The 23112-nt window shown below is 64.2% G+C and carries 17 protein-coding genes; 13 read left to right on the forward strand and 4 right to left on the reverse strand.

Features of this window, described 5'->3' with window-relative positions:
* Nucleotides 1–80 precede the first annotated feature (80 nt).
* Entirely contained in the window at nt 81–734 is a 654-nt protein-coding gene (gene phoU / locus ABIB45_RS14730) for a phosphate signaling complex protein PhoU (RefSeq protein ID WP_354216595.1), read from the reverse strand.
* 201 nt (nt 735–935) lie between these two features.
* Between phoU and ABIB45_RS14735 the strand changes: the two genes are divergently transcribed.
* Together ABIB45_RS14735 and ABIB45_RS14740 are read left to right on the forward strand one after the other, a co-directional pair.
* On the forward strand, nt 936–2144 hold the full coding sequence (locus ABIB45_RS14735; protein ID WP_354216613.1) for a sensor histidine kinase: 1209 nt from the start codon (nt 936–938) through the stop codon (nt 2142–2144).
* Nucleotides 2141–2821 (forward strand): response regulator, encoded by a 681-nt coding sequence (locus ABIB45_RS14740; RefSeq protein ID WP_354216596.1) that lies wholly within the window; start codon nt 2141–2143, stop codon nt 2819–2821. The genes ABIB45_RS14735 and ABIB45_RS14740 overlap by 4 nt, the downstream gene beginning before the upstream one ends.
* A 78-nt stretch (nt 2822–2899) precedes the next feature.
* Here the strand turns inward: ABIB45_RS14740 and ABIB45_RS14745 are convergent, their stop codons facing one another.
* On the reverse strand, nt 2900–3445 hold the full coding sequence (locus ABIB45_RS14745; protein WP_354216614.1) for a hypothetical protein: 546 nt from the start codon (nt 3443–3445) through the stop codon (nt 2900–2902).
* Between the two features lie 271 nt (nt 3446–3716).
* Between ABIB45_RS14745 and ABIB45_RS14750 the strand changes: the two genes are divergently transcribed.
* From ABIB45_RS14750 to rlmB, 5 genes are all read left to right on the forward strand, one after another.
* Nucleotides 3717–4199 carry a CarD family transcriptional regulator gene (locus tag ABIB45_RS14750; protein ID WP_026266570.1) on the forward strand — a complete coding sequence of 161 codons (483 nt, stop codon included), beginning with the start codon at nt 3717–3719 and terminating at the stop codon, nt 4197–4199.
* 125 nt (nt 4200–4324) lie between these two features.
* The gene (gene ispD / locus ABIB45_RS14755; RefSeq protein WP_354216597.1) at nt 4325–5131 is read left to right on the forward strand and encodes a 2-C-methyl-D-erythritol 4-phosphate cytidylyltransferase; all 807 of its coding nucleotides are present in this window, start codon (nt 4325–4327) and stop codon (nt 5129–5131) included.
* Between the two features lie 3 nt (nt 5132–5134).
* A complete protein-coding gene (gene ispF, locus ABIB45_RS14760; RefSeq protein WP_354216598.1) occupies nt 5135–5632 on the forward strand; it encodes a 2-C-methyl-D-erythritol 2,4-cyclodiphosphate synthase in 498 nt (165 codons plus the stop codon).
* Nucleotides 5633–5659: 27 nt separating this feature from the next.
* The gene (gene cysS / locus ABIB45_RS14765) at nt 5660–7117 is read left to right on the forward strand and encodes a cysteine--tRNA ligase (RefSeq protein WP_354216599.1); all 1458 of its coding nucleotides are present in this window, start codon (nt 5660–5662) and stop codon (nt 7115–7117) included.
* Nucleotides 7118–7184: 67 nt separating this feature from the next.
* Complete coding sequence (gene rlmB / locus ABIB45_RS14770) at nt 7185–8174, forward strand: 23S rRNA (guanosine(2251)-2'-O)-methyltransferase RlmB (protein ID WP_354216600.1); 990 nt, start codon at nt 7185–7187, stop codon at nt 8172–8174.
* A gap of 82 nt (nt 8175–8256) precedes the next feature.
* On the opposite strand, the gene ABIB45_RS14775 is transcribed toward rlmB, so the two are convergent.
* Nucleotides 8257–9102, reverse strand: a complete 846-nt coding sequence (locus tag ABIB45_RS14775) for a carbon-nitrogen hydrolase family protein (RefSeq protein ID WP_354216601.1) — start codon at nt 9100–9102, stop codon at nt 8257–8259.
* Nucleotides 9103–9240: 138 nt separating this feature from the next.
* Here ABIB45_RS14775 and glgX point away from each other — a divergent pair, with 138 nt between their 5' ends.
* Genes glgX through ABIB45_RS14790 form a run of 3 tightly spaced genes read left to right on the forward strand, consistent with a single transcriptional unit; the run spans nt 9241 to nt 12224 of the window.
* On the forward strand, nt 9241–11352 hold the full coding sequence (gene glgX, locus ABIB45_RS14780; protein ID WP_354216615.1) for a glycogen debranching protein GlgX: 2112 nt from the start codon (nt 9241–9243) through the stop codon (nt 11350–11352).
* Between the two features lie 18 nt (nt 11353–11370).
* The gene (locus ABIB45_RS14785; RefSeq protein WP_354216602.1) at nt 11371–11859 is read left to right on the forward strand and encodes a guanyl-specific ribonuclease; all 489 of its coding nucleotides are present in this window, start codon (nt 11371–11373) and stop codon (nt 11857–11859) included.
* Between the two features lie 8 nt (nt 11860–11867).
* Nucleotides 11868–12224 carry a barstar family protein gene (locus ABIB45_RS14790; protein ID WP_354216603.1) on the forward strand — a complete coding sequence of 119 codons (357 nt, stop codon included), beginning with the start codon at nt 11868–11870 and terminating at the stop codon, nt 12222–12224.
* 132 nt (nt 12225–12356) lie between these two features.
* On the opposite strand, the gene glgP is transcribed toward ABIB45_RS14790, so the two are convergent.
* Nucleotides 12357–14975, reverse strand: coding sequence for an alpha-glucan family phosphorylase (gene glgP, locus ABIB45_RS14795; RefSeq protein ID WP_354216604.1), 2619 nt, complete (start codon nt 14973–14975; stop codon nt 12357–12359).
* A 152-nt stretch (nt 14976–15127) separates the two neighbouring features.
* Between glgP and ABIB45_RS14800 the strand changes: the two genes are divergently transcribed.
* From ABIB45_RS14800 to ABIB45_RS14810, 3 genes are read left to right on the forward strand one after another with little or no spacing between them, the layout of a single operon-like run.
* Entirely contained in the window at nt 15128–17209 is a 2082-nt protein-coding gene (locus ABIB45_RS14800; RefSeq protein WP_354216605.1) for an alpha-1,4-glucan--maltose-1-phosphate maltosyltransferase, read from the forward strand.
* Nucleotides 17206–19002, forward strand: a complete 1797-nt coding sequence (gene treS / locus ABIB45_RS14805) for a maltose alpha-D-glucosyltransferase (protein ID WP_354216606.1) — start codon at nt 17206–17208, stop codon at nt 19000–19002. Before ABIB45_RS14800 ends, treS begins: the two co-directional genes overlap by 4 nt.
* Nucleotide 19003: 1 nt before the next feature.
* Entirely contained in the window at nt 19004–22738 is a 3735-nt protein-coding gene (locus ABIB45_RS14810) for a 1,4-alpha-glucan branching enzyme (RefSeq protein ID WP_354216607.1), read from the forward strand.
* The last annotated feature ends 374 nt before the right edge of the window (nt 22739–23112 follow it).

Genomic DNA, 23112 nt, shown 5'->3' on the forward strand with positions numbered 1-23112 from the left:
TCCTTGGAGTTTTTGTCCAGATAATCCGTCCAAACGGCCATGAAATCCGCATTAAGTGGACAAAAACTCAGGAGTTTGGGTTAGAGGCCCTGCGGGTGCCATTCGCCGGTCACCAGGTAGGTGACCTTGCGGGCCACGGAGACGCCGTGGTCAGCGAAGCGTTCGAAGTAGCGGCTCGCGAGCGCAACGTCCACGGTGGTGGCAGGGGACTCGGCCCAGTCGGGGGAGGCGATCGCCTTGAAGACGCTCAGGTGGAGGTCATCGATGGTGGTGTTGGCCTTCAGGATGTCGCGGGCCACTTCCAGGTCCCGGGTTTCCAGCAGCACGGTGAGCTTGTCCGCGATCAGCTGGTCCTGTTCGGCCATCTTGTTGAACGTCTCGGCCATGGACGCGGGGATTACCATCGACGGGAAGCGCAGCCGGGCCAACTGGGCCACATGCCGGGCAAGGTCACCCATCCGCTCCAGGGACGCGCTCATCCTGAGCGAACCGACGATCATCCGGAGGTCACTGGCCACAGGCCCCTGCAGGGCGAGGATGTCAATGGCGCGTTCATCCAGGCTGTTCTGCAGGAAGTCGATCCGGGCGTCCGCGGCAATGACGTCTTCGGCCAGATCAACGTCTGCAACCTGGAAGGACGTGGTGGCCTTCTCCATGGCCTCGCTGACTAACTTGGAAATCTCAACCAGCTGCTCACCGACCTGGGTCAGCTCTTCCTGAAAAACCTTACGCACGGGGGCGTCCTTTCTCTGGAATCCCGCCCCCATGTGGCAGACGGAATTCATGTCGCCGTTCGGCACTCCAACCCGTAACTCTGCCAGCGTGCGGTGAACGATTGGTCTCTTGTAGATGAACGTTAGCTGAACCGTCCGTGCAATGGCCCTGGACGCACCGGCAGCCCATTCACCACAGCATAAGCTGGAGCTGTGGATCCTATGCTCATCGGTGTCATCGCAGGTCTTGTCGGCCTGGCGCTCGGCACCTTTGGCGTGCTCGCCTTCAGGGTCAGCGAAAACCAGCGCCACATGGTCGACGTCGACCTGGACGAGGTCGCCTTGCCCAAAGGCGCTGCGGAGGTTCTGGCCGTCGTCGGACGGGCTTTTGTGGTGGTGGACGAAGTGGACGGCGTAGTGCGGGCCAGTCCGGCTGCCTATGCCTATGGCCTGGTGCGCGGCCACACAGTGGTGCACAAAGAACTGCTGGACATGACCGCCGGTGTGCGCCGGGACGGCGTGATCCTGGAGAAGAAGCTTGAGCTCGCGCGCGGCCCGCTGGGCCAGGGCACCATCATTGTGCAGGTCCGTGCAGCCATGCTCGGTGAGGAATACATCCTGCTGCTGGCCGATGACCGGACCGAGATTACGCGCACTGAGGAGATCCGCAACGACTTTGTGGCCAACGTTTCGCACGAATTGAAGACTCCGGTGGGGGCGATCTCCCTGCTGGCCGAGGCGCTGGAGTCCTCAGCAGATGACGAACAGGCCGTCCGCCGGTTCGCCAAGCGGATGCACAAGGAGTCAGGCCGGCTGGCCGCCCTGGTCCAGGACATTATTGAGTTGTCCCGGCTGCAGGGTGCCAGCGTGTCCCGCGAGGGCACGGCGGTAGACATCAACGCTGTCATCGAGGAAGCCGTGGACCGTTCCCAGCTCCCCGCCGAAAGCAAGAGGATCCAAATAGTTGTCGGTGAACGGGCGGACGCCATGGTCTACGGTGACCGGGACTTGCTGGTTACTGCGCTGCGCAACCTGATCGACAACGCCATCCGCTACTCACCGGAGAACACCAGGGTGGGCGTGGGTGTCCGGTCCAAGGACGGGCTCATTGCCGTGTCCGTCACGGACCAGGGTGAGGGGCTGACCCCGGAGGATCAGGAGCGGGTGTTCGAGCGCTTCTACCGGGTGGATGCTGCCCGGTCGCGCCACACGGGCGGCACCGGCCTCGGCTTGAGCATCGTCAAGCACGTGGCATCGAACCATGGCGGTGAGGTGACGTTGTGGTCCCGCCCCGGCCAGGGATCCACCTTTACCTTGCGGCTTCCCGAGATGGAAAGCCAGGACGAACCCGATACTGCAGTTGTTAAAGATCGAGCCGTACCCGGGCGTGTAAAACAGCGCGGTGTACATGAGCAAGGAGCCAGCGCTTGAGCAGGATTTTGATTGTCGAGGACGAAGAATCGTTCAGCGATCCGTTGTCCTATTTGCTGGGCAAGGAGGGGTTCGAGGTTGAGGTGGTGGATAACGGCCTCGACGCCATCACGGAGTTCGACCGGAACGGGGCGGACCTGGTCCTGCTGGACCTCCAGCTGCCCGGGCTGTCCGGCACCGAGGTCTGCCGCCAGCTGCGCCAGCGCTCCAGCGTTCCGGTGATCATGCTGACGGCCAAGGACTCCGAAATTGACAAGGTGGTTGGCCTGGAGCTGGGGGCCGACGACTACGTCACCAAACCCTACTCCTCCCGCGAGCTGGTGGCGCGCGTGCGCGCCGTGCTCCGCCGGCAGGGTGAACCTGAGGAACTGATCTCCGCCACAGTCCAGGCCGGTCCTGTCCGGATGGACATCGAACGGCACGTGGTCAGCGTGGACGGTGAGCAGGTCCTCCTGCCGCTGAAGGAATTCGAGCTGCTGGAAATGCTGCTGCGGAATTCCGGCCGGGTGCTGACCCGCGGCCAGCTGATCGATCGGGTCTGGGGTTCGGACTATGTGGGCGACACCAAGACTCTGGATGTCCACATCAAGCGGCTCCGCGGCAAGATCGAGCCGGACCCCTCTGTACCGCGATTCCTGGTGACGGTCCGCGGCCTCGGCTATAAGTTCGAGCCGTAGGCCGGGCGCCGGCCAGCGGACGCAAAAGGAGGGGCTCCCCCTTGGGGAGCCCCTCCTTTTAGGCTGTGTTGCGTCTGGCTAGTGGGCCGCACCCTTTACGCTGGCCGACGGCGACGGCGTGGGGGAAGCTGATCCGGTCGGTTCACTGCCGGCCGGCAGGTACGCCTTGTACTCCGGCAGCGTGGCATCCAGAACGGGCATCCGGACCGTCTTGGTGACGTTGGTGCCGTCTTCGGTGACCTTGATGTCCACCAGCGAGCCGGCAATGCCGCCGCTGGTGCTGAGGATTGCTTCATCGGTGGAGTCGTTGAGCAGGGTGTAGGAGTTGGCCTTCACCGGCACCTGCGTCTGCGAGCCCTCGGCGCCGTTGACCGTGAGCTTCACGTCCTGTGAGGAGGAGTTGTAGACGGCGCCGATCAGGCGTCCGGGCTTGTTCTCGCCGGCGGAAACAATCAGCATGTTCCGCAACTGCAGCGGGCCCAGATCTGCGCGGATGCCATCGGAGGCGGCGTACTGGTGAGTGGTCTGCTGGGGGTTGAGGTAGCCGCAGCCGGTCATCGTGGCCAGGCTCAGGGCCAGGGCCCCCGCCGCCAGTGCCAGTTTGCCGCTCTGGGCCCGGTTCATCGCAGTGAAACGCACGTCACGTACTCCTCGAGAGTGTGGAAACATTATTCAGCCATAGCCTAGCGGCTAACGGCCGCAAACAAGGATTCCGGACCGTTCACACAGCCCTTGGCAGCAGGCCAAGCATGCACTATTATCTGCATCCGTCAAGGGGTCCAAGGGGGTCGATTCCGCCCATTTTCCCCGTATTCACGCGGTTCCGGGCCTGGTACAGGGCCGGTCATATGCCTGAATCGTGATAAACTGGTCTGCGGGAAAGGGGAATGTTTACATGGTATTTGAGGTCGGCGAGACAGTCGTTTACCCTCACCACGGTGCTGCAAAAATTGAAGAAATCAAGATGCGCACTGTCAAGGGCGAAGAGAAAATGTATCTCAAGCTCAAGGTGGCCCAGGGTGATCTGACCATTGAAGTTCCAGCAGAAAATGTTGACCTTGTTGGGGTCCGTGACGTTGTGGGCAAGGAAGGCTTGGAGCACGTATTCGACGTGCTGCGGGCCGAGTTCACTGAAGAACCCACCAACTGGTCACGCAGATACAAGGCAAATCTGGAGAAACTTGCTTCCGGTGACGTCATCAAGGTAGCAGAGGTCGTCCGCGACCTGTGGCGCCGAGATCACGATCGGGGCCTTTCCGCAGGTGAGAAGCGCATGCTGGCCAAGGCCCGGCAGATTCTGATTTCAGAACTTGCTTTGGCTGAAAAGACCGACGAAGAGAAGGCGGCAAGCGTTCTCGACGAGGTTCTGGCTTCCTAAGAATTGAACCCCGGGGCGTACGCGAGTACTCCCCGGGGTTTCTTTTTGCCCATTTCCGGCCGCACCTGTCGCCGGTGGCTGTTCCGTTCCGGCAGACGCATGACGCGGGACGTAGGCTAGACGCCATGAGCAACGGACTGCCCCGACCTGTCACCGCCGTCGTTATTGTCGCTGCCGGTTCCGGCGAACGGCTGGGATATGGCATGCCCAAGGCGCGGGTCCCCCTGGGAAGCGATACCATCCTCACTCACGCCCTCCGCGGAGTGGCCGCCGCCGGCGTCGCGCGCCAGATCTGTGTGGCCCTCCCGCCGGGCGACGCCGTGCTCGAGGAATTGTGCGAGACGTTCGCAGAGGAGCTGCGGGCCGGGCACGACGGGAATCCTGAGGTGCAGATTCCCCTCCTGACAACGGTCGACGGCGGTGCGACGCGGGCAGCGTCCGTCCAGGCGGCGTTGGCCGCCTTGCTGGACGGCACCGAAGTTGTGCTGGTGCACGATGCCGCCCGCGCGTTGACGCCTGAGTCGGTTTTCCACCGGGTGGTGGATTCTTTGGCAGCGGGCGCCGTCGCAGTGATCCCCGCGATACCGGTTGTGGACACCGTCAAGACGGTGCGGCGGATCAGCGGTGACGACGCCACGATCGCCCCGGAGCTGGTTACCGGGACGGCGCCCCGGGCAGAACTGCGTTCGGTCCAGACACCCCAGGGGTTCCGGCTTTCCACGCTGCTCCAGGCGCACCAGGCGGCGTCCCGTCTCGACGACGAACAGGCTGCCGCGGTCACCGACGACGCCATGCTTGTGGAATTGCTGGGAGTCCCAGTGCACGCTGTCCACGGCTCCATCCAATCGCTCAAGATAACCACGCCGCTGGACCTCATCATTGCCGAGGGACTCCTGGAAGGCCCGCTGGGTATCCGCTGGGTGGAGGGCTAGGAAATGGGTGAGGCGAAAATGATCCTGCCGCGCACGGGTATCGGTGTCGACGTCCATGCTTACTCCTCCGAAGACCTCCCGCGTCCGCTGTGGCTGGGCGGCCTGTTTTGGAAAGGGGAGCGAGGACTTGCCGGGCATTCCGACGGGGACCCGGTGGCCCACGCTGCTGCCGATGCACTGTTCTCGGCCGCCGGCATCGGGGACCTGGGGACCCATTTCGGTACGGACCGCCCGGAGTTCGCCGGGGCATCCGGGGTCATGCTCCTGGCTGAGGCAGCCAGGATTGTCCGGGCTGCAGGGTTTGAGATCGGCAACGTGGCGGTACAGTTCGTGGCCAACCGGCCCAAGTTCGGTCCCCGGCGGCAGGAAGCCCAGAACGTCCTGACCGCGGCGGCGGGAGCGCCGGTCAGCGTTACGGCCACCACCAGCGACGGGCTGGGATTTACCGGCCGAGGTGAGGGCATATCCGCCATTGCCACCGCTCTGGTGTATCCCAAGTAAGCGGGCCGCATCGGCTAATCTGGAGCGGTGACCCTCCGTTTTTACGACACCGCATCCGCCGAAGTCCGCGACTTCGTTCCCCTCGTCCCGGGAAAGGTGAGCCTGTACTACTGCGGAGCCACAGTGCAGGGCATGCCGCATGTTGGACACATCCGCTCAGCCATCGCTTTCGACCAGCTCACCCGCTGGCTTGAGTACCGGGGCCTGCGCGTCACGGCTGTCCGTAATGTCACGGATATCGACGACAAGATCCTCACCAAATCCGCCGAGTCCTTCGAACCCGGGTTCGAGTCCGGCCCGGACGCGGTCCGCGAAGAGGAATGGTGGGCACTGGCCTACCGCTACGAGCAGGAATTCCTTAGGGCTTACGACACCCTGGGCGTATCCCGCCCCACCTACGAACCCCGCGCCACGGGCCATATCCCCGAGATGCACGCCCTGATCCAGCAGCTGATCGATGTGGGCCACGCCTACCCGGCGCTGGACGATTCCGGCGACGTCTACTTCGACGTGCGGTCCTGGGACAAGTACGGGTCACTGACGCGCCAGAACATTGACGACATGCAGGGCGCCCCGGACGCGGATCCGCGCGGCAAGAAAGACCCCCGCGACTTTGCGCTGTGGAAGGGCTCCAAAGAAGGAGAGCCGACGACGGCGGGCTGGGCCTCGCCCTGGGGCGCCGGACGCCCGGGCTGGCACCTGGAATGCTCCGCCATGGTCACCAAATACCTCGGCACCGAATTTGATATCCATGGCGGGGGGCTGGACTTGCGCTTCCCGCACCACGAAAACGAGATGGCCCAGTCCCAGGCGGCGGGACATGGCTTCGCCAACTTCTGGATGCACAACGGCATGGTCACCTATCAAGGCGAAAAAATGTCCAAGTCCATCGGCAACACCATCAGCCCCGCGCAGATGCTGGAGCTCGCCTCCCCGCGGGTCGTCCGTTACTACCTCGGCCAGGCCCACTACCGCTCCGTGCTGGACTACCGCCCCACCTCGCTGGAAGAGGCCGCCGCCGCCGTCGAACGCATTGATGGTTTCATCAGCCGTGCCGTCCGTGCGCTGTCCGCCGGCGGCAACTACGGGTTCGCCACCTACGGCAAGGTGCCGGAGCCGTTCGAGCGTGCGATGGATGACGACCTTAACGTCCCGCAGGCCCTCGCCGTGGTCCACGAAACAGTCCGCTCCGGCAATACCGCCCTGACGGAAGGGCGGCTGGAGGACGCGCGGCAGGCCCTGCACGACGTCCACGACATGCTCCGTGTCCTCGGACTGAACGCGGTGGCTTCCGGCCCCGCAGCGGACGCCCGGGAATCGGCTGCCCTTGAGGTGCTGGTGGAAGCCCAACTGGCTGCCCGAGCCCAGGCCCGCGCCACCAAGGACTGGGCCGCTTCGGACGCCATCCGGGACACGCTGAAGGCGGCCGGAGTCGCCGTCGAGGACGGTCCCGACGGCGCTACTTGGAGCCTGCAACGGGACTGAACCGGCGATTTTACTTGATTCAGTAGACTGGTAAGCAGACTCAGTCAAACAATCAAGGGTGGAACTCATGGCCAACAACGGTCGCCGATCGGTCAAAGCAAAGAAGGGGCCCACCATCGGAACCGGTGGTCATGGCCGCAAGGCCCTGGAAGGCAAGGGCCCTACGCCCAAGGCGGAGGACCGCCCTTACCACAAGGCGCACAAGAGCAAGCAGCTCGCGGAACGGTCGGCCGCCAAGCGCGGCACAGGCGCCCGCAGCGCCGGCGCAGCCCGGTCCGGTCCCAAGGGACGCGCCACCGAGGAAGTTGTCACCGGCCGTAATTCCGTGGTTGAGGCACTCCGTGCAGGCATCCCCGCGAAAGCCCTGCACATCGCCATCCGGATCGAAATGGATGACCGCGTTAAGGAATCGCTGAAGATCGCTGCTGAGCGCGGCATCCCGCTTCTTGAGACCGGCAAGCCCGAACTGGACCGCATGACCGAAGACGCCGTCCACCAGGGCCTCGTCCTCCAGATCCCTCCCTACGAGTACCAGGACGCCTACGACCTGGCCGAGGAAACCGTGGACCGCTGGAAGAAGGGCCACGTGTCCAACGCGCCGCTGTTCGTGGCGCTGGACGGCATCACGGACCCCCGCAACCTGGGCGCGATCATCCGCTCCGTCTCCGCCTTCAGCGGCCACGGCGTCATTGTTCCGGAACGCCGTTCCGTGGGCGTCACAGCCTCTGCCTGGAAGACCAGCGCCGGTGCGGCAGTGCGCGTTCCGGTCGCCCGCGCTGGCAACCTCAACAGTGCGCTGAAGCAGTTCAAGAGCATGGGCATCTTTGTCCTGGGACTCGACGGCGACGGCGACGTCTCCCTGCCAGCCCTCGCCCTCGCCAAGGAACCGGTGTGCATCGTGGTCGGCTCCGAAGGCAAGGGCCTGAGCCGCCTGGTCCGCGAAAACTGCGACCAGATCGTCTCGATCCCCATCGACTCCGCCATGGAATCGCTGAACGCCTCCATGGCCGTCGGCATCTCGCTGTACGAAATCTCGAGGCAGCGCGCCGCCAATTAGGCCCAAACGCTCTCTCAGATCCTGCAGGTTAAAAAGGAACGCATTCTCACGGGGTGAGAGAGCGTTCCTTTTTTAACTTGGGTTAAGTGAGAGAGCGTTTGGCTGGGGGCTGGAACTCCCGGCGGTTCGCGAGGACCGGAAGCTCCCGGCGGGCTTCCTTGACCACGGCGGCGTCCAGGTCTGTGAACAGCAGTCCAGGGGCGCCGTCGAGCTCTTCAAGCACCTCGCCGAAGGGTGAGACGACGGCGGAATGCCCCACGCCCGTGGGTGCTCCGTCCTTGGCCGGTGCGCCCTCGGTGACCGGGTCACCCTGCCCGCACGCCAAGACGTACGTTGTGGAATCCAGGGCGCGGGCCCGGGCCAACAGCTGCCATTGGTCTACCTTGCCCGGCCCGGAGGCCCAGGAAGCGCAGATAATGTTCGCCTCCGCGCCGTGTTCGGCATTGGCCGTGAACAGTGCCGGGAAGCGGATGTCGTAGCACGTCGCCAGGCCAAAAGTCAGGCCGCCGGTGTCGAATGTCACCGGTTCAGTACCCGGGTCAACGGTGTCCGACTCGAGGAACCCGAACGCGTCGAAGAGATGAACCTTGTCGTAGCTGGTTTCCACGCCGGGACCTGTTGCCAGCAGGGTGTTGCGCACCTTTCCGGCGGCCGAGCCCGCGGAGGAGTTGGGGGAGCCTGGCGTGAACATGCCGGCCACCACCACAATCTCCAACGAGGCGGCAATATTACGCACACGGGAGGCCCACGGCCCGTCCAGCGGTTCGGCGATGTCCAGCAGCGAGTTTCCGAATGCCCGCATGGAGGCCTCCGGGAACACCACCATGTCAGCTCCGCCAGCCTTGGCCCGGCGCGCATGATCTTCGAGGATGGACAAGTTACCGGCCAGGTCCCGGCCGGTGATGATCTGAGCCAGCGCAACGCGCACTGTACACCTCCGTCTTAACGTTTCTTCCAGTATGCAACCCAGCGATGCCGCAATGCGCAAAGCACTGGCAGCGGCCGGCCGGCGTCACAAAAGCGTCAGTGCAGCTGGGCGGGCACTGGCGGCTACCATTGACCCGTGATGGTTATGCCGCTATTTGACACCGCTTCCACCATGGATGCCTCATCGGCGCATCCACTGGGCGTCAGCGTTCCGCGCCCTGGTGCCGGCCCGGACCATGCCCCGCCGTCCAGCGCCAACGTCGCTGTTTACGCGCCGGGCGTTGAGAACCTTGAGATTGCCTACAAGGCCCCCGGCGGCGAATGGCGCCGGCAGGCCCTTCCCAATGTCACCCACGGCGTGCACCACGGGATTGTGGATGATTTTCCGTACGGATCGCGCTATGGATTCCGTGCTGCATCCAAGTCCGACGCCCTGCCGCTGTCATTCCCCATGCCGGACTTGGATGACGACGCCGGCGAGCCGCTGCTGCTTGATCCTTACGGCCGGGCGGTGGACCAGAGGGGGGGATTCCTGACCAGCGTCCGGATGGCCGGCGGCTTTGACTGGGGAACCGACCAGCGGCCCCGGCTCCAGTGGCGGAACAGCGTCATCTACGAGGCCCACGTCCGTGGCCAGAGCATGCTGCATCCCGATGTGCCGGAAGAGTTGCGCGGAACCTACGCCGGAATGGCCCACCCGGCCATCATTGAGCATTTCAAGAGCCTCGGCATCACCTCCGTCCAGCTGCTCCCGGTGCATTTCCATCTTGATGAGCAGCACCTGCAGAACCTGGGCCTGACTAACTACTGGGGGTACAATACGGCGGCCTTTTTCGCCCCGCACCCCGACTACGCCACGAAGGCTGCCCAGGAAGCCGGTCCGCAGGCTGTCCAGGACGAGTTCAAGGGAATGGTCAAGCTGCTCCATGCGGCCGGCCTGGAAGTGATCCTTGACGTGGTGTTCAACCACTCCGCCGAGGGCGGGCCGGACGGCCCCACCATCAGCTTCCGCGGGCTTGGTGAGGAAACGTACTACCGCACGGATGGCCACGGGAAGTATGTGGACACCACTGGATGCGGAAACAGCTTGAACTTCGGCCAGCCCCGGGTGGTGCAGCTTGCCCTGGATTCGCTCAGGTATTGGGTGGACGAATTCCATATCGACGGCTTCCGCTTCGACCTGGCCGTGACGCTCTGCCGGAACGCCAACAACGAATTCGATCCGCGGCACCCGTTCCTGGTGGCCGTGGGCGCCGATCCTGTGTTATCGGACGTGAAGCTTATTTCCGAGCCGTGGGACGTCGGCTACGGCGGCTGGCAGACCGGCCGGTTCCCTGGTGGCTGGGTTGACTGGAATGACCACTTCCGGGACGGCGTCCGGTCCTTCTGGCTTGCCGACCGCGCGGCCCTCGAGTCCGGCGGGCAGGGCGGCTCCGTGGCGCGGCTGGCGGATGCACTGTCCGGTTCGGCCGGGCTGTTCGAAGCATCAGGCCGTTCCCGGCTGGCCTCGCTCAACCTCATCACAGCGCACGACGGCTTCACCCTCAACGACCTCGTCTCGTATGACCGCAAACACAACGAGGCCAACGGAGAGCAGAACCGGGACGGGCATGGGGACAACCGCAGCCACAACCACGGGTTCGAAGGCCGCACCGAGGACGAGGACATCCTGGCGCAGCGGGCCCAGTCCCGGCGCAACCTGATGGCTTCGATGATGATTTCCCTCGGCGTGCCCATGATTACCGGCGGCGACGAGCTGGCACGAACCCAGCAGGGAAACAACAACGCCTACTGCCAGGACAACCCCCTGGCCTGGATTGACTGGACCCGCACGCCGGAATCCGCCGAGATGCTGCGCAGCACCAAGCGCTACGTCCGGCTGCGCAAGGAGTTCCTGGCCAGCCAGCCGCACGATTTCCCGGCCCGGGACGAACAGTCCTATCTTTACTGGTTCGACCACACCGGACAGCCGATGTCCATGGACCGTTGGAACGATCCCCGGCACCGGGTGATGCAGCTCCTGCTCGGCTCGGACGACGGCACGCTGGCCGGCCTCGTAGTGATCAACGGCAGCGGCTCCGACGTGAAGATCACCCTCCCGGAAGTCACCAACGACGACGGCACGCCGCGCCGGATGTTCGAACTCCGGCTGACCACCTCGCCCCTCCACGAGCTTCGCCAGGGCGGACGCGTGGCATCCGGTGAGACTGACCTGGTTGAGGCAAACTCGATCAACATCTACCGCACGTAGCCGCGGAGGGGTACAACAATGCGCAACCGCTCCGTCGTTGCCTTGCTCCTGACCGGACTGCTGGCCATCGCACTGCTTGCTTCCGGCGGCAGTGGACTCCTTGAGTCCCTGACCGGAAGCCCGACGCCGGCCGTAAGTTCCAGCCCGCCCCCGGTTCCGGAGGCTCCCGTTCCGGGGCCGGCGGAGGTTTCAGGGCGGGCTGCCGCTCCCGCCAATCCCTCCGGCCTGCCCGCGATCAGCGAGTCCGAACTCCCGGCCGAAGCACGCCGGACCCTCGCACTGATCCGTGCCGGCGGTCCTTACTCGTACAGCCAGGACGACAAGACATTCGGCAACTTTGAGCGAATCCTCCCGCGGCAGGCGTCAGGCTATTACCGCGAGTACACCGTGCCTACCCCGGGTGAATCGGACCGCGGGGCCCGCAGGATCATCACGGGCGCCGGGGCGGAAAAATATTACACCCAAGATCATTACAACTCGTTTAAATTCATCGCAGAAGGCAGCTGAACACCGGTATGAAAATCTACTCCGCTGAAACCTGGACCATGGAAGAACTCCAGGAACAAGTGGCCGACGCCGGCCGCAGCGTCCTGGTGGTGCCTGCCGCGGACAGCAAGAGGGAGGTCCTCGAAACCTTCGGCGAGGTCCTGGCCTTCCCCGAGCACTACGGCCTGAACCTGGACGCCCTGAACGATTCACTGCACGATTTCGCGGACAGCATCAGCGAAAACGGCAACGCCCCGGTGACCGTCCTGTGGCAGGTCGCCGCGACATTCCGCGGCGACCGCTCCTTTGGGGTTATCTGCGAGGTCCTCCAGGATGCCGAGAGTTACGCCGGCAGCGACCTGACGGTCACCGCCATCCTCCTCTAACTAACGCTTCAACCGCCGCGGAAGTTGCCACAAAACGAACGCCGGATGTCAGTTATCCGGAAGCATGCGTCAAAGCGAGGAACGAGCAGCACGCGGAGGATGACTGACACCCGGCGGGTGTCTGGAAACGGCTCAGGCGTTGACGATCAGCCCCAGTTCAGCCTTGGACGCCAGCGCCTCGTGCTGGGGCAGGACGCGGACGGTGTAGCCAAACGGTCCGGAGCGGTCAATGGCCAGGGAGCCGCTGAACAGGTAGCGCCCGCCGCCCAGGTCCTCCTTGGGCTGCAGCTCCATCAGGGTCACGTCCGCCAACGTGTCGCTTTCCTCGGCGCGCCCATAGGCAACCTCTACCGAGACGTCGTCCGGTGTCAAAGTATTCAACGCGACGTAGGCGTTCACCTGCATGGTGTCCCCGATCTGCGGATCCTCGGATACTCCCACGGAGTCCACGTGCTCCACGTGCAGAAGCGGCCACGCAGCACGTACCCGCGCCGTCCAGGCCGCCAAGGCCCGCGCCTGCGTGTAGGAGTCAGCCACGGCGCGGCGGCCGGCTTCGGCTGCCGGCCGGTAGAGGATATTGACGTAGTCGTGCAACATGCGGTCCGCGGAAACTGCCGGGCCAAGGTGGGACAACGTGTGCTTGATCATAGACACCCAGTGCGTGGGTACCTTCTCCGTGCCGGTGCTGGAAGCTCCTGCCGCTCCTGCACTGTCGGAGACCGTGTTGCCGTAGAAGCGCGGTGCCACCTGGGTTTCCAGCAGCTCGTAGAGCGCCGCGGCCTCGATGTCGTCGCGCTCCTCGGGGGACGCATCGTTGTTGGCGGTGGGGATCGCCCAGCCGTTCTCGCCGTCGTACATCTCATCCCACCAGCCGTCCATCACGGAGAGGTTCAGCGATCCGTTGATGGCGGCCTTCATCCCTGAGGTGCCACAGGCTTCCAGGGGACGCAGCGGGTTGTTGAGCCAGACGTCGCAACCCGGGAAGAGCGTCCTGGCCATGGCGATGTCGTAGTTCGGGAGGAACGCAATCCGGTGACGGACTTCGGGGTCGTCAGTAAACCGGACCAGGTCCTGGATCATCTTCTTGCCGGCGTCGTCCGCAGGGTGGGACTTTCCGGCGATCACCAGCTGGATGGGGTGTTCCGGGTGCAGCAGCAGTGCCTTGAGCCGGTCCGGCTCGCGCAGCATCAGCGTGAGCCGCTTGTAGGTCGGGACGCGGCGGGCGAAGCCGATGGTCAGCACGTCAGGGTCCAGCACGCTGTCTGTCCACCGGAGTTCGGCGTCGGCCGCGCCGCGCTTTTTCCAGGCTGCCCGGAGCCGGCGGCGCACGTCATCCACCAGGGCCGAGCGCATTTCGCGGCGCAACGCCCAGACGTCGGCGTCGCTGACGTTGTAGGCCAGGTCCCAGCGGCCGTTGGTTTCGGCCTCGGGGCCGAATTGTTTGCGGGCGAGCTGGGAGATGCGGCCGTCAACCCAGGTGGGCACGTGGACGCCGTTGGTGACGGAGGTGATGGGTACCTCGGAGTGGTCAAAGCCCGGCCACAGCGCGGAAAACATTCCGCGCGAAACTTCGCCGTGCAGCTTGGCCACGCCGTTGGCCCGCTGCGCCAGGCGGAGTCCCATGACCGCCATGTTGAACACTGACGGGTTGCCGTCGGCGTAATTTTCCCGGCCAAGCTCCAGGATCCGGTCCACCGGCACGGCGGGCGCCAGCCCCGCCTGGAAGAAGTGCTGGATCTGGGAAATCTCAAAACGGTCGATCCCGGCCGGCACCGGGGTGTGGGTGGTGAACACGGTGGAAGCCCGGCCGGCGGCGAGGGCCTCGTCGAAGGTCAGCGCCGCTTCCCCGGACATCAGCTCCTGGATCCGCTCGATTCCCAGGAATCCGGCGTGGCCTTCGTTGGTGTGGAACACTTCCGGAGCCCGTGCCCCGGTGAGCTGCTGGTAGGCGCGCAGTGCCTTAACGCCGCCCATGCCCAGCAGGAGCTCCTGCTGCAGCCGGTGGTCACCGCCGCCGCCGTAGAGCCGGTCGGTGACGCCGCGGGCGGCGTCGTCGTTACCCGGAACGTTGGAATCCAGAAGCAGCAAGGGAACGCGTCCGACGTCGGCACGCCAGATGTGTGCCAGCAGGCGCCGGCCATTGGGCAGCGGCAGTGCGACCTGCAGGGGGCGGCCGTTACCGTCAGGGGACGGCTCACGGAGGAGGGTTAGCGGGAGCCCGTCCGGGTCGAGGACCGGGTACGTTTCCTGCTGCCAAGCGTCCCGGGAGAGGGACTGCTGGAAGTAGCCGGCCTGGTACAGGAGGCCAACGCCGATCAGCGGCACGCCCAGGTCAGACGCCGCCTTGAGGTGGTCTCCGGCCAGGATGCCAAGGCCGCCGGAGTACTGCGGCAGGACCTCGGTGATGCCGAATTCGGGGGAAAAGTAGGCAATGGCAGCGGGGGCGTCGGCGCCCAGACCCTGGTACCAGCGCGGCTCGTCAAGGTAACGGTCGAGGGCTTCGGCGGCGGCCCGGACGCGTTCCACTACGGACTGGTCCGCGGCCATGTCCTGGAACTCTTCGCGGCTGACGCGTCCCAGGAAGCTGACCGGATCCTGCCCGCTTTCCACCCATTTCCTGGGGTTCAGGCTGGCGAAAAGTTCCCGGGTGGGCCGGTGCCAGGACCAGCGGAGGTTGGTGGCCAACCGGACCAGGGGCCTGATCGGTTCGGGGAGGACGGTTCTGACGGTAAATCTGCGGATTGCCTTCACCTGCGCCACACTAACCGACAAGATCAACGTCTGGAAACGCTGTGGCTTTCTTTTAGGTAAATGACAGTGGGCGTGGCGGAAAAGTCGAATGTTGTTGTCAAAAAGCACCGCAGGCTTAGCTATCTGGATCATTTCTCGCTAACGTCGAGCATGTGACGACTAACTCAGGAACCACCGCCGCCCCGAAGAAAAAGCCCAAAGGCAAAATCACCGACGGCCTTAGGTTTGGCCGTTTTCCGATCACCGCCGTGCAGCCTGTGGTTGAGGGTGGAAAGTACCCCGCCAAGGCATTGCCGGGTGAGGGAATCGTGGTCGGTGCCACTGCTTTCCGCGAGGGCCACGACCAGCTCGGCGTCAGCGCCGTCCTCCTCGATCCCCGCGGGAAAGAGCGCCAGCGAGTCCGGCTGGCGCCGCCCAGGGGGGAACGCGGCCTCGGGACGGATCGCTGGGAAGGCATCCTCACGCCGTCGGCCGTTGGAAACTGGACCTTTTTCATCGAGGCCTGGCACGACCGCTATGGAACCTGGCACCACAACGCCGAGGTGAAGGTGGCCGCGGGCATCGACGTGGAGCTGATGCTCGCCGAAGGCGAGGCCCTGCTGTCGGAAGCGGCCGACGACGTCTCCCGGACTGCGTCGGACCGGCGCACCCTGCGCATGGCTGCTTCCCTTCTGGGCAACGCATCCCTGACTGAAGAGGAGCGCCTCGCTGGCGGGTTCAGCGCGGAGGTGGCCGCCCTGGTGGACCGGCAGCCGATCCGTGAACTGGTCACGGCGTCTGAGCAGTTCCCGTTGCTGGTTGAGCACGATCTCGCCGGCCGCGGAGCCTGGTACGAATTCTTCCCCCGCTCTGAAGGCGCCGTGCGGGACCACACCACCGGGGCATGGACCTCGGGTAACTTCCGGACGGCGGCAAAGCGGCTGGACGCGGTGGCGGCCATGGGCTTCGACGTGCTCTACATGCCGCCGATCCACCCGATCGGCGTGCAGCACCGCAAGGGTCCGAACAACACCCTGATTGCCGGCCCCCACGATCCCGGTTCGCCGTGGGCAATCGGTGCAAAGGAAGGCGGTCACGACGCCATCCACCCGGACCTTGGCACCTTCGAGGACTTCGACGCCTTTGTGGCCCGGGCCAACGAACTTGGATTGGAAGTTGCCCTGGACCTGGCGCTGCAGGCCGCGCCGGACCATCCGTGGGTGGAATCCAACCCGGAGTGGTTCACCACCAGGGTTGACGGCAGCATCGCCTACGCGGAAAACCCGCCGAAGAAATACCAGGATATCTTCCCGCTGAATTTCGACAATGATCCCGAAGGGCTGTCCAAGGAAATCCTGCGCGTGGTTCAGCTGTGGGTCAGCCACGGCGTCAAGATCTTTCGGGTGGATAATCCGCACACCAAGCCTGTGTGGTTCTGGGAATGGCTCATTGCCCAGGTCAATAAAAAGACTCCCGGCGTGGTGTTCCTCGCCGAGGCGTTTACCCGCCCTGCGATGATGCACGCCTTGGGCCGTGCCGGATTCCAGCAGTCCTACACCTATTTCACGTGGCGGAACACTAAGGAAGAACTGGAAACCTACTTCACGGAGGTCAGCCACGAGTCCGCTGCGGTCTTCCGTCCCAACTTTTTCGTCAACACCCCGGATATCCTCACCGAGTACCTCCAGTTCGGCGGTCCGGCGGCGTTCAAGATCCGCGCGGCGCTGGCCGCCACCGCCAGCCCGCTTTGGGGGGTCTACGCGGGCTTCGAGCTTTACGAGCATGTAGCCCGCCCCGGCGCCGAAGAATACATCGACAACGAAAAGTTCGAATACAAAGCCCGCGACTGGGACGCCGCAGCCGACTCGGGCCGCACGCTGGCGCCGTACCTGACCCGGCTCAACAGCATCAGGCACTCCCACCCGGCGCTGCAGGACCTGCAGAACCTCACTGTCCACCACAGTTCGGACGACGCCACGGTTGTGTACTCCAAGCACAAGACCCTGCCGGACGGCACCAAAGACACCCTCATTGTGGTGGTCAACGTGGATCCGCATGGCACCAGGGAGAGCACCGTTTCGCTGGATCTGGCCGCCTTGGAACTCGATCCCGAGGATCTGTTGCCCAACGGCGCCTTCCAGGTGGACGACCTTATTTCCGGTGAATCCTGGGAATGGGGCGAATACAATTACGTCCGCCTGGACGCGCACGTCGAACCCGCACACATCCTGAGCGTGAGGAGATTGCATCAGTGAGTTTTAATCCGCAGAGTTCAAGTCAGCATTTCACCCCCAAAAGCACGTTTGAGCTAAACGCCCCAGGGCTGGCCCACGATCCCCTCTGGTATCGGAAGGCAGTGTTTTATGAGGTACTGGTCAGGGCGTTTGCGGATGCCAACGGGGACGGCTCGGGCGATTTCAGTGGCCTGATTGACAGGCTCGATTACCTGCAGTGGCTGGGAGTGGACTGCCTGTGGCTTCCCCCGTTCTTCCAGTCGCCGCTGCGTGATGGTGGCTACGACATCTCGGACTACAACTCCGTCCTGGATGAGTTCGGTACCATCAGTGACTTCAAGCGACTGGTGGCGGAGGCCCATGCCCGCGGAGTCCGGGTCATCATCGACCTGCCGCTGAACCACACCTCGGACCAGCACCCCTGGTTCCAGGAATCGCGCAAGGATCCTGAGGGCCCGTTCGGCGATTTTTATGTGTGGAGCGATACTGACGAGAAGTACCAGGACGCCCGCATCATCTTCGTTGACACGGAGGAGTCCAACTGGACCTTCGACCCCATCCGACGCCAGTTTTTCTGGCACCGGTTCTTCGGCCACCAGCCTGACCTCAACTTTGAAAACCCCAGGGTCATCGAGGCGCTCTTTGATGTGGTGCGTTTCTGGCTGGACCAGGGCATCGACGGCTTCCGGGCCGACGCTATTCCCTACCTCTTCGAAGAAGAGGGGACCAACTGCGAAAACTTGCCGGCCACCCATGATTTTCTGCGCAAGCTGCGGGCCATGGTGGATGAAAGCTACCCGGGCCGCGTCATCATCGCCGAGGCCAACCAGCCGCCCAACGAGGTGGTGGAGTACTTCGGGACAGCAGAAGAGCCCGAATGTCACATGGCCTTCCACTTTCCCATCATGCCGCGGCTCTACTACGCCCTGCGCGACCAAAAGGCCGCCCCTATCATCGAGACGATGCAAGACACGCCCGAGATTCCCGAAGGGGCACAGTGGGGGACGTTCCTGCGGAACCACGATGAACTGACACTTGAGATGGTCACGGCGGATGAGCGCGCGGCCATGCTCGGCTGGTACGCCCCGGACCCACGGATGCGGGCCAACATTGGTATCCGCCGCCGGCTGGCGCCACTGCTGGACAATTCCCGCGCCGAGATCGAGCTGATCAACGCCCTTCTTCTGTCGCTGCCGGGCAGCCCGTTCCTGTACTACGGGGACGAGATCGGCATGGGGGACAACATCTGGCTGGAGGACCGCGACGCGGTGCGCACCCCGATGCAATGGAATCCGGACCGGAACGCCGGCTTTTCGAACGCCGATCCGGGAAAGCTCTACCTGCCCGTCATCCAGTCGCTGGTATACAACTACAATATGGCCAATGTGGAAGCCGAGGCGGCCCACTCCGGTTCCCTGCTCCGCTGGACCAGGCAGATCCTCAGCGTCCGGAAGAACCACCCGGTGTTCGGACTGGGCTCCTTTACCCACGTCGAAGCCGATCACGATTCGGTGGTTGCCTATGTCCGGGAACTTGCGGAGGACAACGCCGCGGGGGTGGCGGGGGAATCCATCCTGTGCGCATTCAACCTTTCCCAGCATCCGGTTGCGGCGCAGTTGAAGCTTCCCCAGTTCGCCGGCCGTGGCCTGCGCGACGTCTTCGGCGGCCAGCCATTCCCGGGTATCGATGAAAACGGATCCCTGACCCTGACTTTGGGAAGCCATGACTTCTTTTGGCTGCGGATCCGCTCGGCAACGTCCAGTCCGTCCTCCCCGTACACGCAGGCGCTCCCCATCCTGGCCATCGAGAACTGATATGACCCAGCCGACACTCACCGCTACTTTGAGCGCCGTTCTTCGGCAATGGCTTCCGCGCCAGCGCTGGTTCCCCGTGAAGACAGCCGAATTTTCGCTGGAACAGGCGGGCAGCCTGAGCCTCGAGGACGCGGCCGGGCAGGCCCGCCTGGAGGTCCTCCTGCTGGCCGTGACCTCCCGGGCAGTCGACGGGGGACACCGTACGGATGTGGTCCAGGTGCCCCTGAGCTATCGCGGCGTCCCGCTTGCAGGCGGCGAAGCCGCGCTGGTGGGCAGGGCGCCGGAGTCGGGGATGGACTGGATATACGACGCCGTGCACGATCCGTCGTTTGTGGCCGCCTGGCTGGAGCTGATCCGGTCCGAGTCAGGGCCGCTTACCGGTTCAGCGACGGGCCACCGCTCATCCTCTGATCACCGCCTGCCTACCGCCCACGGCATGGTCAAGGTCCTGTCCGGTGAGCAGTCCAACAGTTCCGTGATCGTTGACGACGGCGAGTCGGCGGCAATCCTGAAATTCTTCCGGGTGCTTTCCGAGGGGATGAACCCGGAAGTCGAGGTTGGCGCTGCGCTGACCGCGGAGGGCACTTCCGAGGTGCCTGCCACCCTGGGCTGGGTGCGGGGGGAGTGGGAGGCGCCGGCCTCACAACAGCCCGGGGAGCTGCCGGCAGGTGCCCGCCCGGCGCGGGGCGAGCTTGCCGTAGCCCATGAGTTCCTTGCCGGTGGCCGCGACGCATGGCGCCTTGCCGTGGATGCCGCCCGCACCGGAGCGGACTTCACGGCCGAGGCACGCGCCCTCGGTGCGGCGACGGCCACCGTCCACCGCAGGCTGGCTGCTGCACTCGGGACGTCCGCAGAGCCGGTGCCGGGCGAGGTCATCGCGCCCGGAGTAGCCCAGCGCGTCCGGCAGGCATGGGCGGAAGCCTCGGCCGCCGTCGGGCCTTATGATGAAGCGCTGCAGGCGCTGCTTGGGGAGCTCGACGGCGCGGAGGCCGGGCCGCTGCAGCGGATCCACGGCGACCTCCACCTGGGGCAGATCTTGCAGGTTCCCGGCCACAACGGGGAACCCGGCCGGTGGGCCATCCTGGATTTTGAGGGTGAACCCCTCCGGCCCATCGCCGAACGCAACTTCCCCGACGTTCCGCTGCGGGACGTGGTGGGGATGCTGCGCTCTTTCGACTACGCGGCCGGCGCGGCCGAACGGGAGTACCAGGGGGCACGCGTTCCCGCATCCTGGGTTGACGATTGCGCAGACGCGTTCCTCTCCGGTTATGCCGCTGTCACGCCCGGCACCATCGACCGCCGTTCGCCGCTCTTTGTGGCATTGTGGCTGGACAAGGCACTCTACGAAGTCGTTTATGAATTGCGGAACAGACCCGACTGGCTGGCCATTCCGACGAATGCGTCCAGGCGGCTCCTCAGCGTTAAAGGCTCCGGCGAACAGGCCGGGCCAGCATCGGAAGGTATCAACATGACAGGCTCAGCACCAACAGACCAGCCGAGTATGCCGCTTCACGTCGACCCGGACATTTTGGGCCAGGTGGCTAACGGCGAGCATCACGCGCCGCACTCGGTACTCGGTGCACACCTGGACAACCATGGCCACGTCACGGTCAGGACGGTCAAGCACCTCGCGGAGTCCGTGAGCGTGGTGACCGCCGCCGGTTCGGTGCCCATGACCCATGAAGACCACGGTGTCTGGGTAGCAGTCATGGAACCGCTCCAGGCCGGGCACGTGCCTGATTACCGGCTGGAAGTTACCTACATCGGGGCCGAACCCGTAACCGTGGACGAGCCCTACCGCTACCTGCCGACGGTGGGGGAAGTGGACCTGCACCTCATCGGTGAGGGCCGGCACGAGAAGCTTTGGGAAGTTTTGGGTGCCCACGTCCAGCACTACAAGTCCCCGCTGGGCGACGTTGATGGCGTCTCCTTCGCCGTCTGGGCCCCCAATGCGCAGGCTGTCCGGGTTAAAGGCGACTTCAACGCGTGGGACGGCCGCGAAAACTCGCTCCGCTCGCTGGGGTCTTCGGGCGTATGGGAAGTCTTCGTCCCCGGCGTTTTAGCAGGTGCGTGCTACAAATTTGAGATCAAGACCAAGTACGGCAACTGGGTTGAAAAGGCTGACCCACTGGCCTTCGGGACCGAGGTTCCGCCGCTGACAGCTTCCAGAGTGGTAGAGCCGTCTTACGCGTTTAAGGACGCTGAGTGGATGGAAGCGCGGGCCCAGCGGGACCCGCACAATTCCCCCATGAGCGTCTACGAAGTCCACCTCGGGTCGTGGCGCCTTGGCCTGGGCTACCGCGAGCTCGCCAAGGAGCTGGTGGAATACGTCAAGTGGCTGGGATTCACGCACGTGGAGTTCATGCCTGTGGCCGAACACCCCTTCGGAGGTTCCTGGGGCTACCAGGTGACGTCCTACTTTGCGCCCACCTCGCGGTTTGGCCACCCGGACGAATTCCGCTTCCTGGTGGATTCGCTGCACCAGGCCGGCATCGGTGTGCTCCTGGACTGGGTACCGGCGCACTTCCCGAAAGACGCCTGGGCGCTGGCCCAGTTTGACGGCGAACCGCTGTACGAGCACGCCGATCCGAACCTGGGGGAGCACCCCGACTGGGGCACGTTGATCTTCGACTTCGGCCGGACTGAAGTGCGGAACTTCCTCGTGGCCAACGCCCTGTACTGGCTCGATGAGTTCCACATTGACGGCCTCCGGGTGGATGCCGTGGCATCGATGCTGTACCTGGACTACTCGCGTGAAGACGGGCAGTGGTCACCCAACCGCTTCGGCGGCCGGGAGAACCTCGAAGCCATGTCCTTCCTGCAGGAAGTCAACGCCACCGTCTACAAAACCCACCCCGGGGCGGTGATGATCGCCGAGGAATCCACGGCTTTCCCCGGGGTGACCGCCCCCACGAGCAACGGCGGCCTGGGCTTCGGGCTGAAGTGGAACATGGGCTGGATGCATGACTCCCTCAAGTACGCGTCCGAGAACCCCGTCAACCGGAAGTGGCACCACGGAACGGTGACGTTCTCCATGGTGTACGCGTTCACCGAGAACTTCCTGCTCCCCATCAGCCACGACGAAGTAGTTCACGGCAAGGGATCCATGCTTCGGAAGATGCCGGGTGACCGCTGGCAGCAGCTGGCCAACCTGCGGGCGTTCCTGGCCTACCAGTGGGCGCACCCCGGTAAGCAGCTCATCTTCATGGGTACCGAGTTCGGCCAGGAAGCCGAATGGTCCGAACAGCATGGCCTGGACTGGTATCTTGCCGACATTCCGGCGCACCGCGGAATGCAGCTTCTCACCAAAGATCTCAACGAGCTGTACAGCACCACTCCGGCGCTCTACGCAAGGGACAACGAACCCGGCGGTTTCCAGTGGATCAATGGTGGAGACGCCGACCGGAACGTCCTGACTTTTGTCCGCTGGGACAAGGACGGCAATCCACTGGTGTGCGCCATCAATTTCTCCGGCGGCCCCCATGTGGGCTACGCCCTTGGCGTTCCCGCCGCCGGAGCCTGGGTCGAAGTTCTTAACACCGATGCCGCGGCCTATGGCGGATCGGGTGTCCTGAACGCCGGCGCCCTGAAGGCCTCGGACGAAGGACTCGACGGCCAACCGGCAACGCTCACCGTAACGTTGCCGCCGCTGGGTGCGGCATACTTCAAGCCCGGCGCTCAGCTGACCAGCGACCGTCCTGCCGGCGGACAGTCAGCTGTGAAGCCGGTCTCTTAAGTCCCCGCAGAAAAGCCCGGAATTCCTTGAGATTCCGGGCTTTTCTGTACCCGCTGGATGTGGCTGCGGGAGCCTGTCCGGGGGCTGGGTGGCCAACCCGCCAAAGTGGTGGTAGAGTTTATTTCCGCGCTGCTCTACGGAGTCAGACGGAAAAATCGACACGAAAGCCTCAGGCTGATGATGGTCGCGGACGCCGGTTTGACAAGAAAGAGATCAGCCGGTAACTTTGAAAAGTTGCTCCGGAGCGATCCATGACTGAAGTGTTGTGGTGGTGCCGGGTGTGTCTGTTGTTTGAGAACTCAATAGTGTGCCAAGTTTGTTGATACCAATTTATTGTATTGAATTGGTTGAATTTGCCGGGTCATGCCATCCTG

The organism is Arthrobacter sp. UYCo732 (assembly GCF_040547265.1).
Taxonomy (GTDB): domain Bacteria; phylum Actinomycetota; class Actinomycetes; order Actinomycetales; family Micrococcaceae; genus Arthrobacter.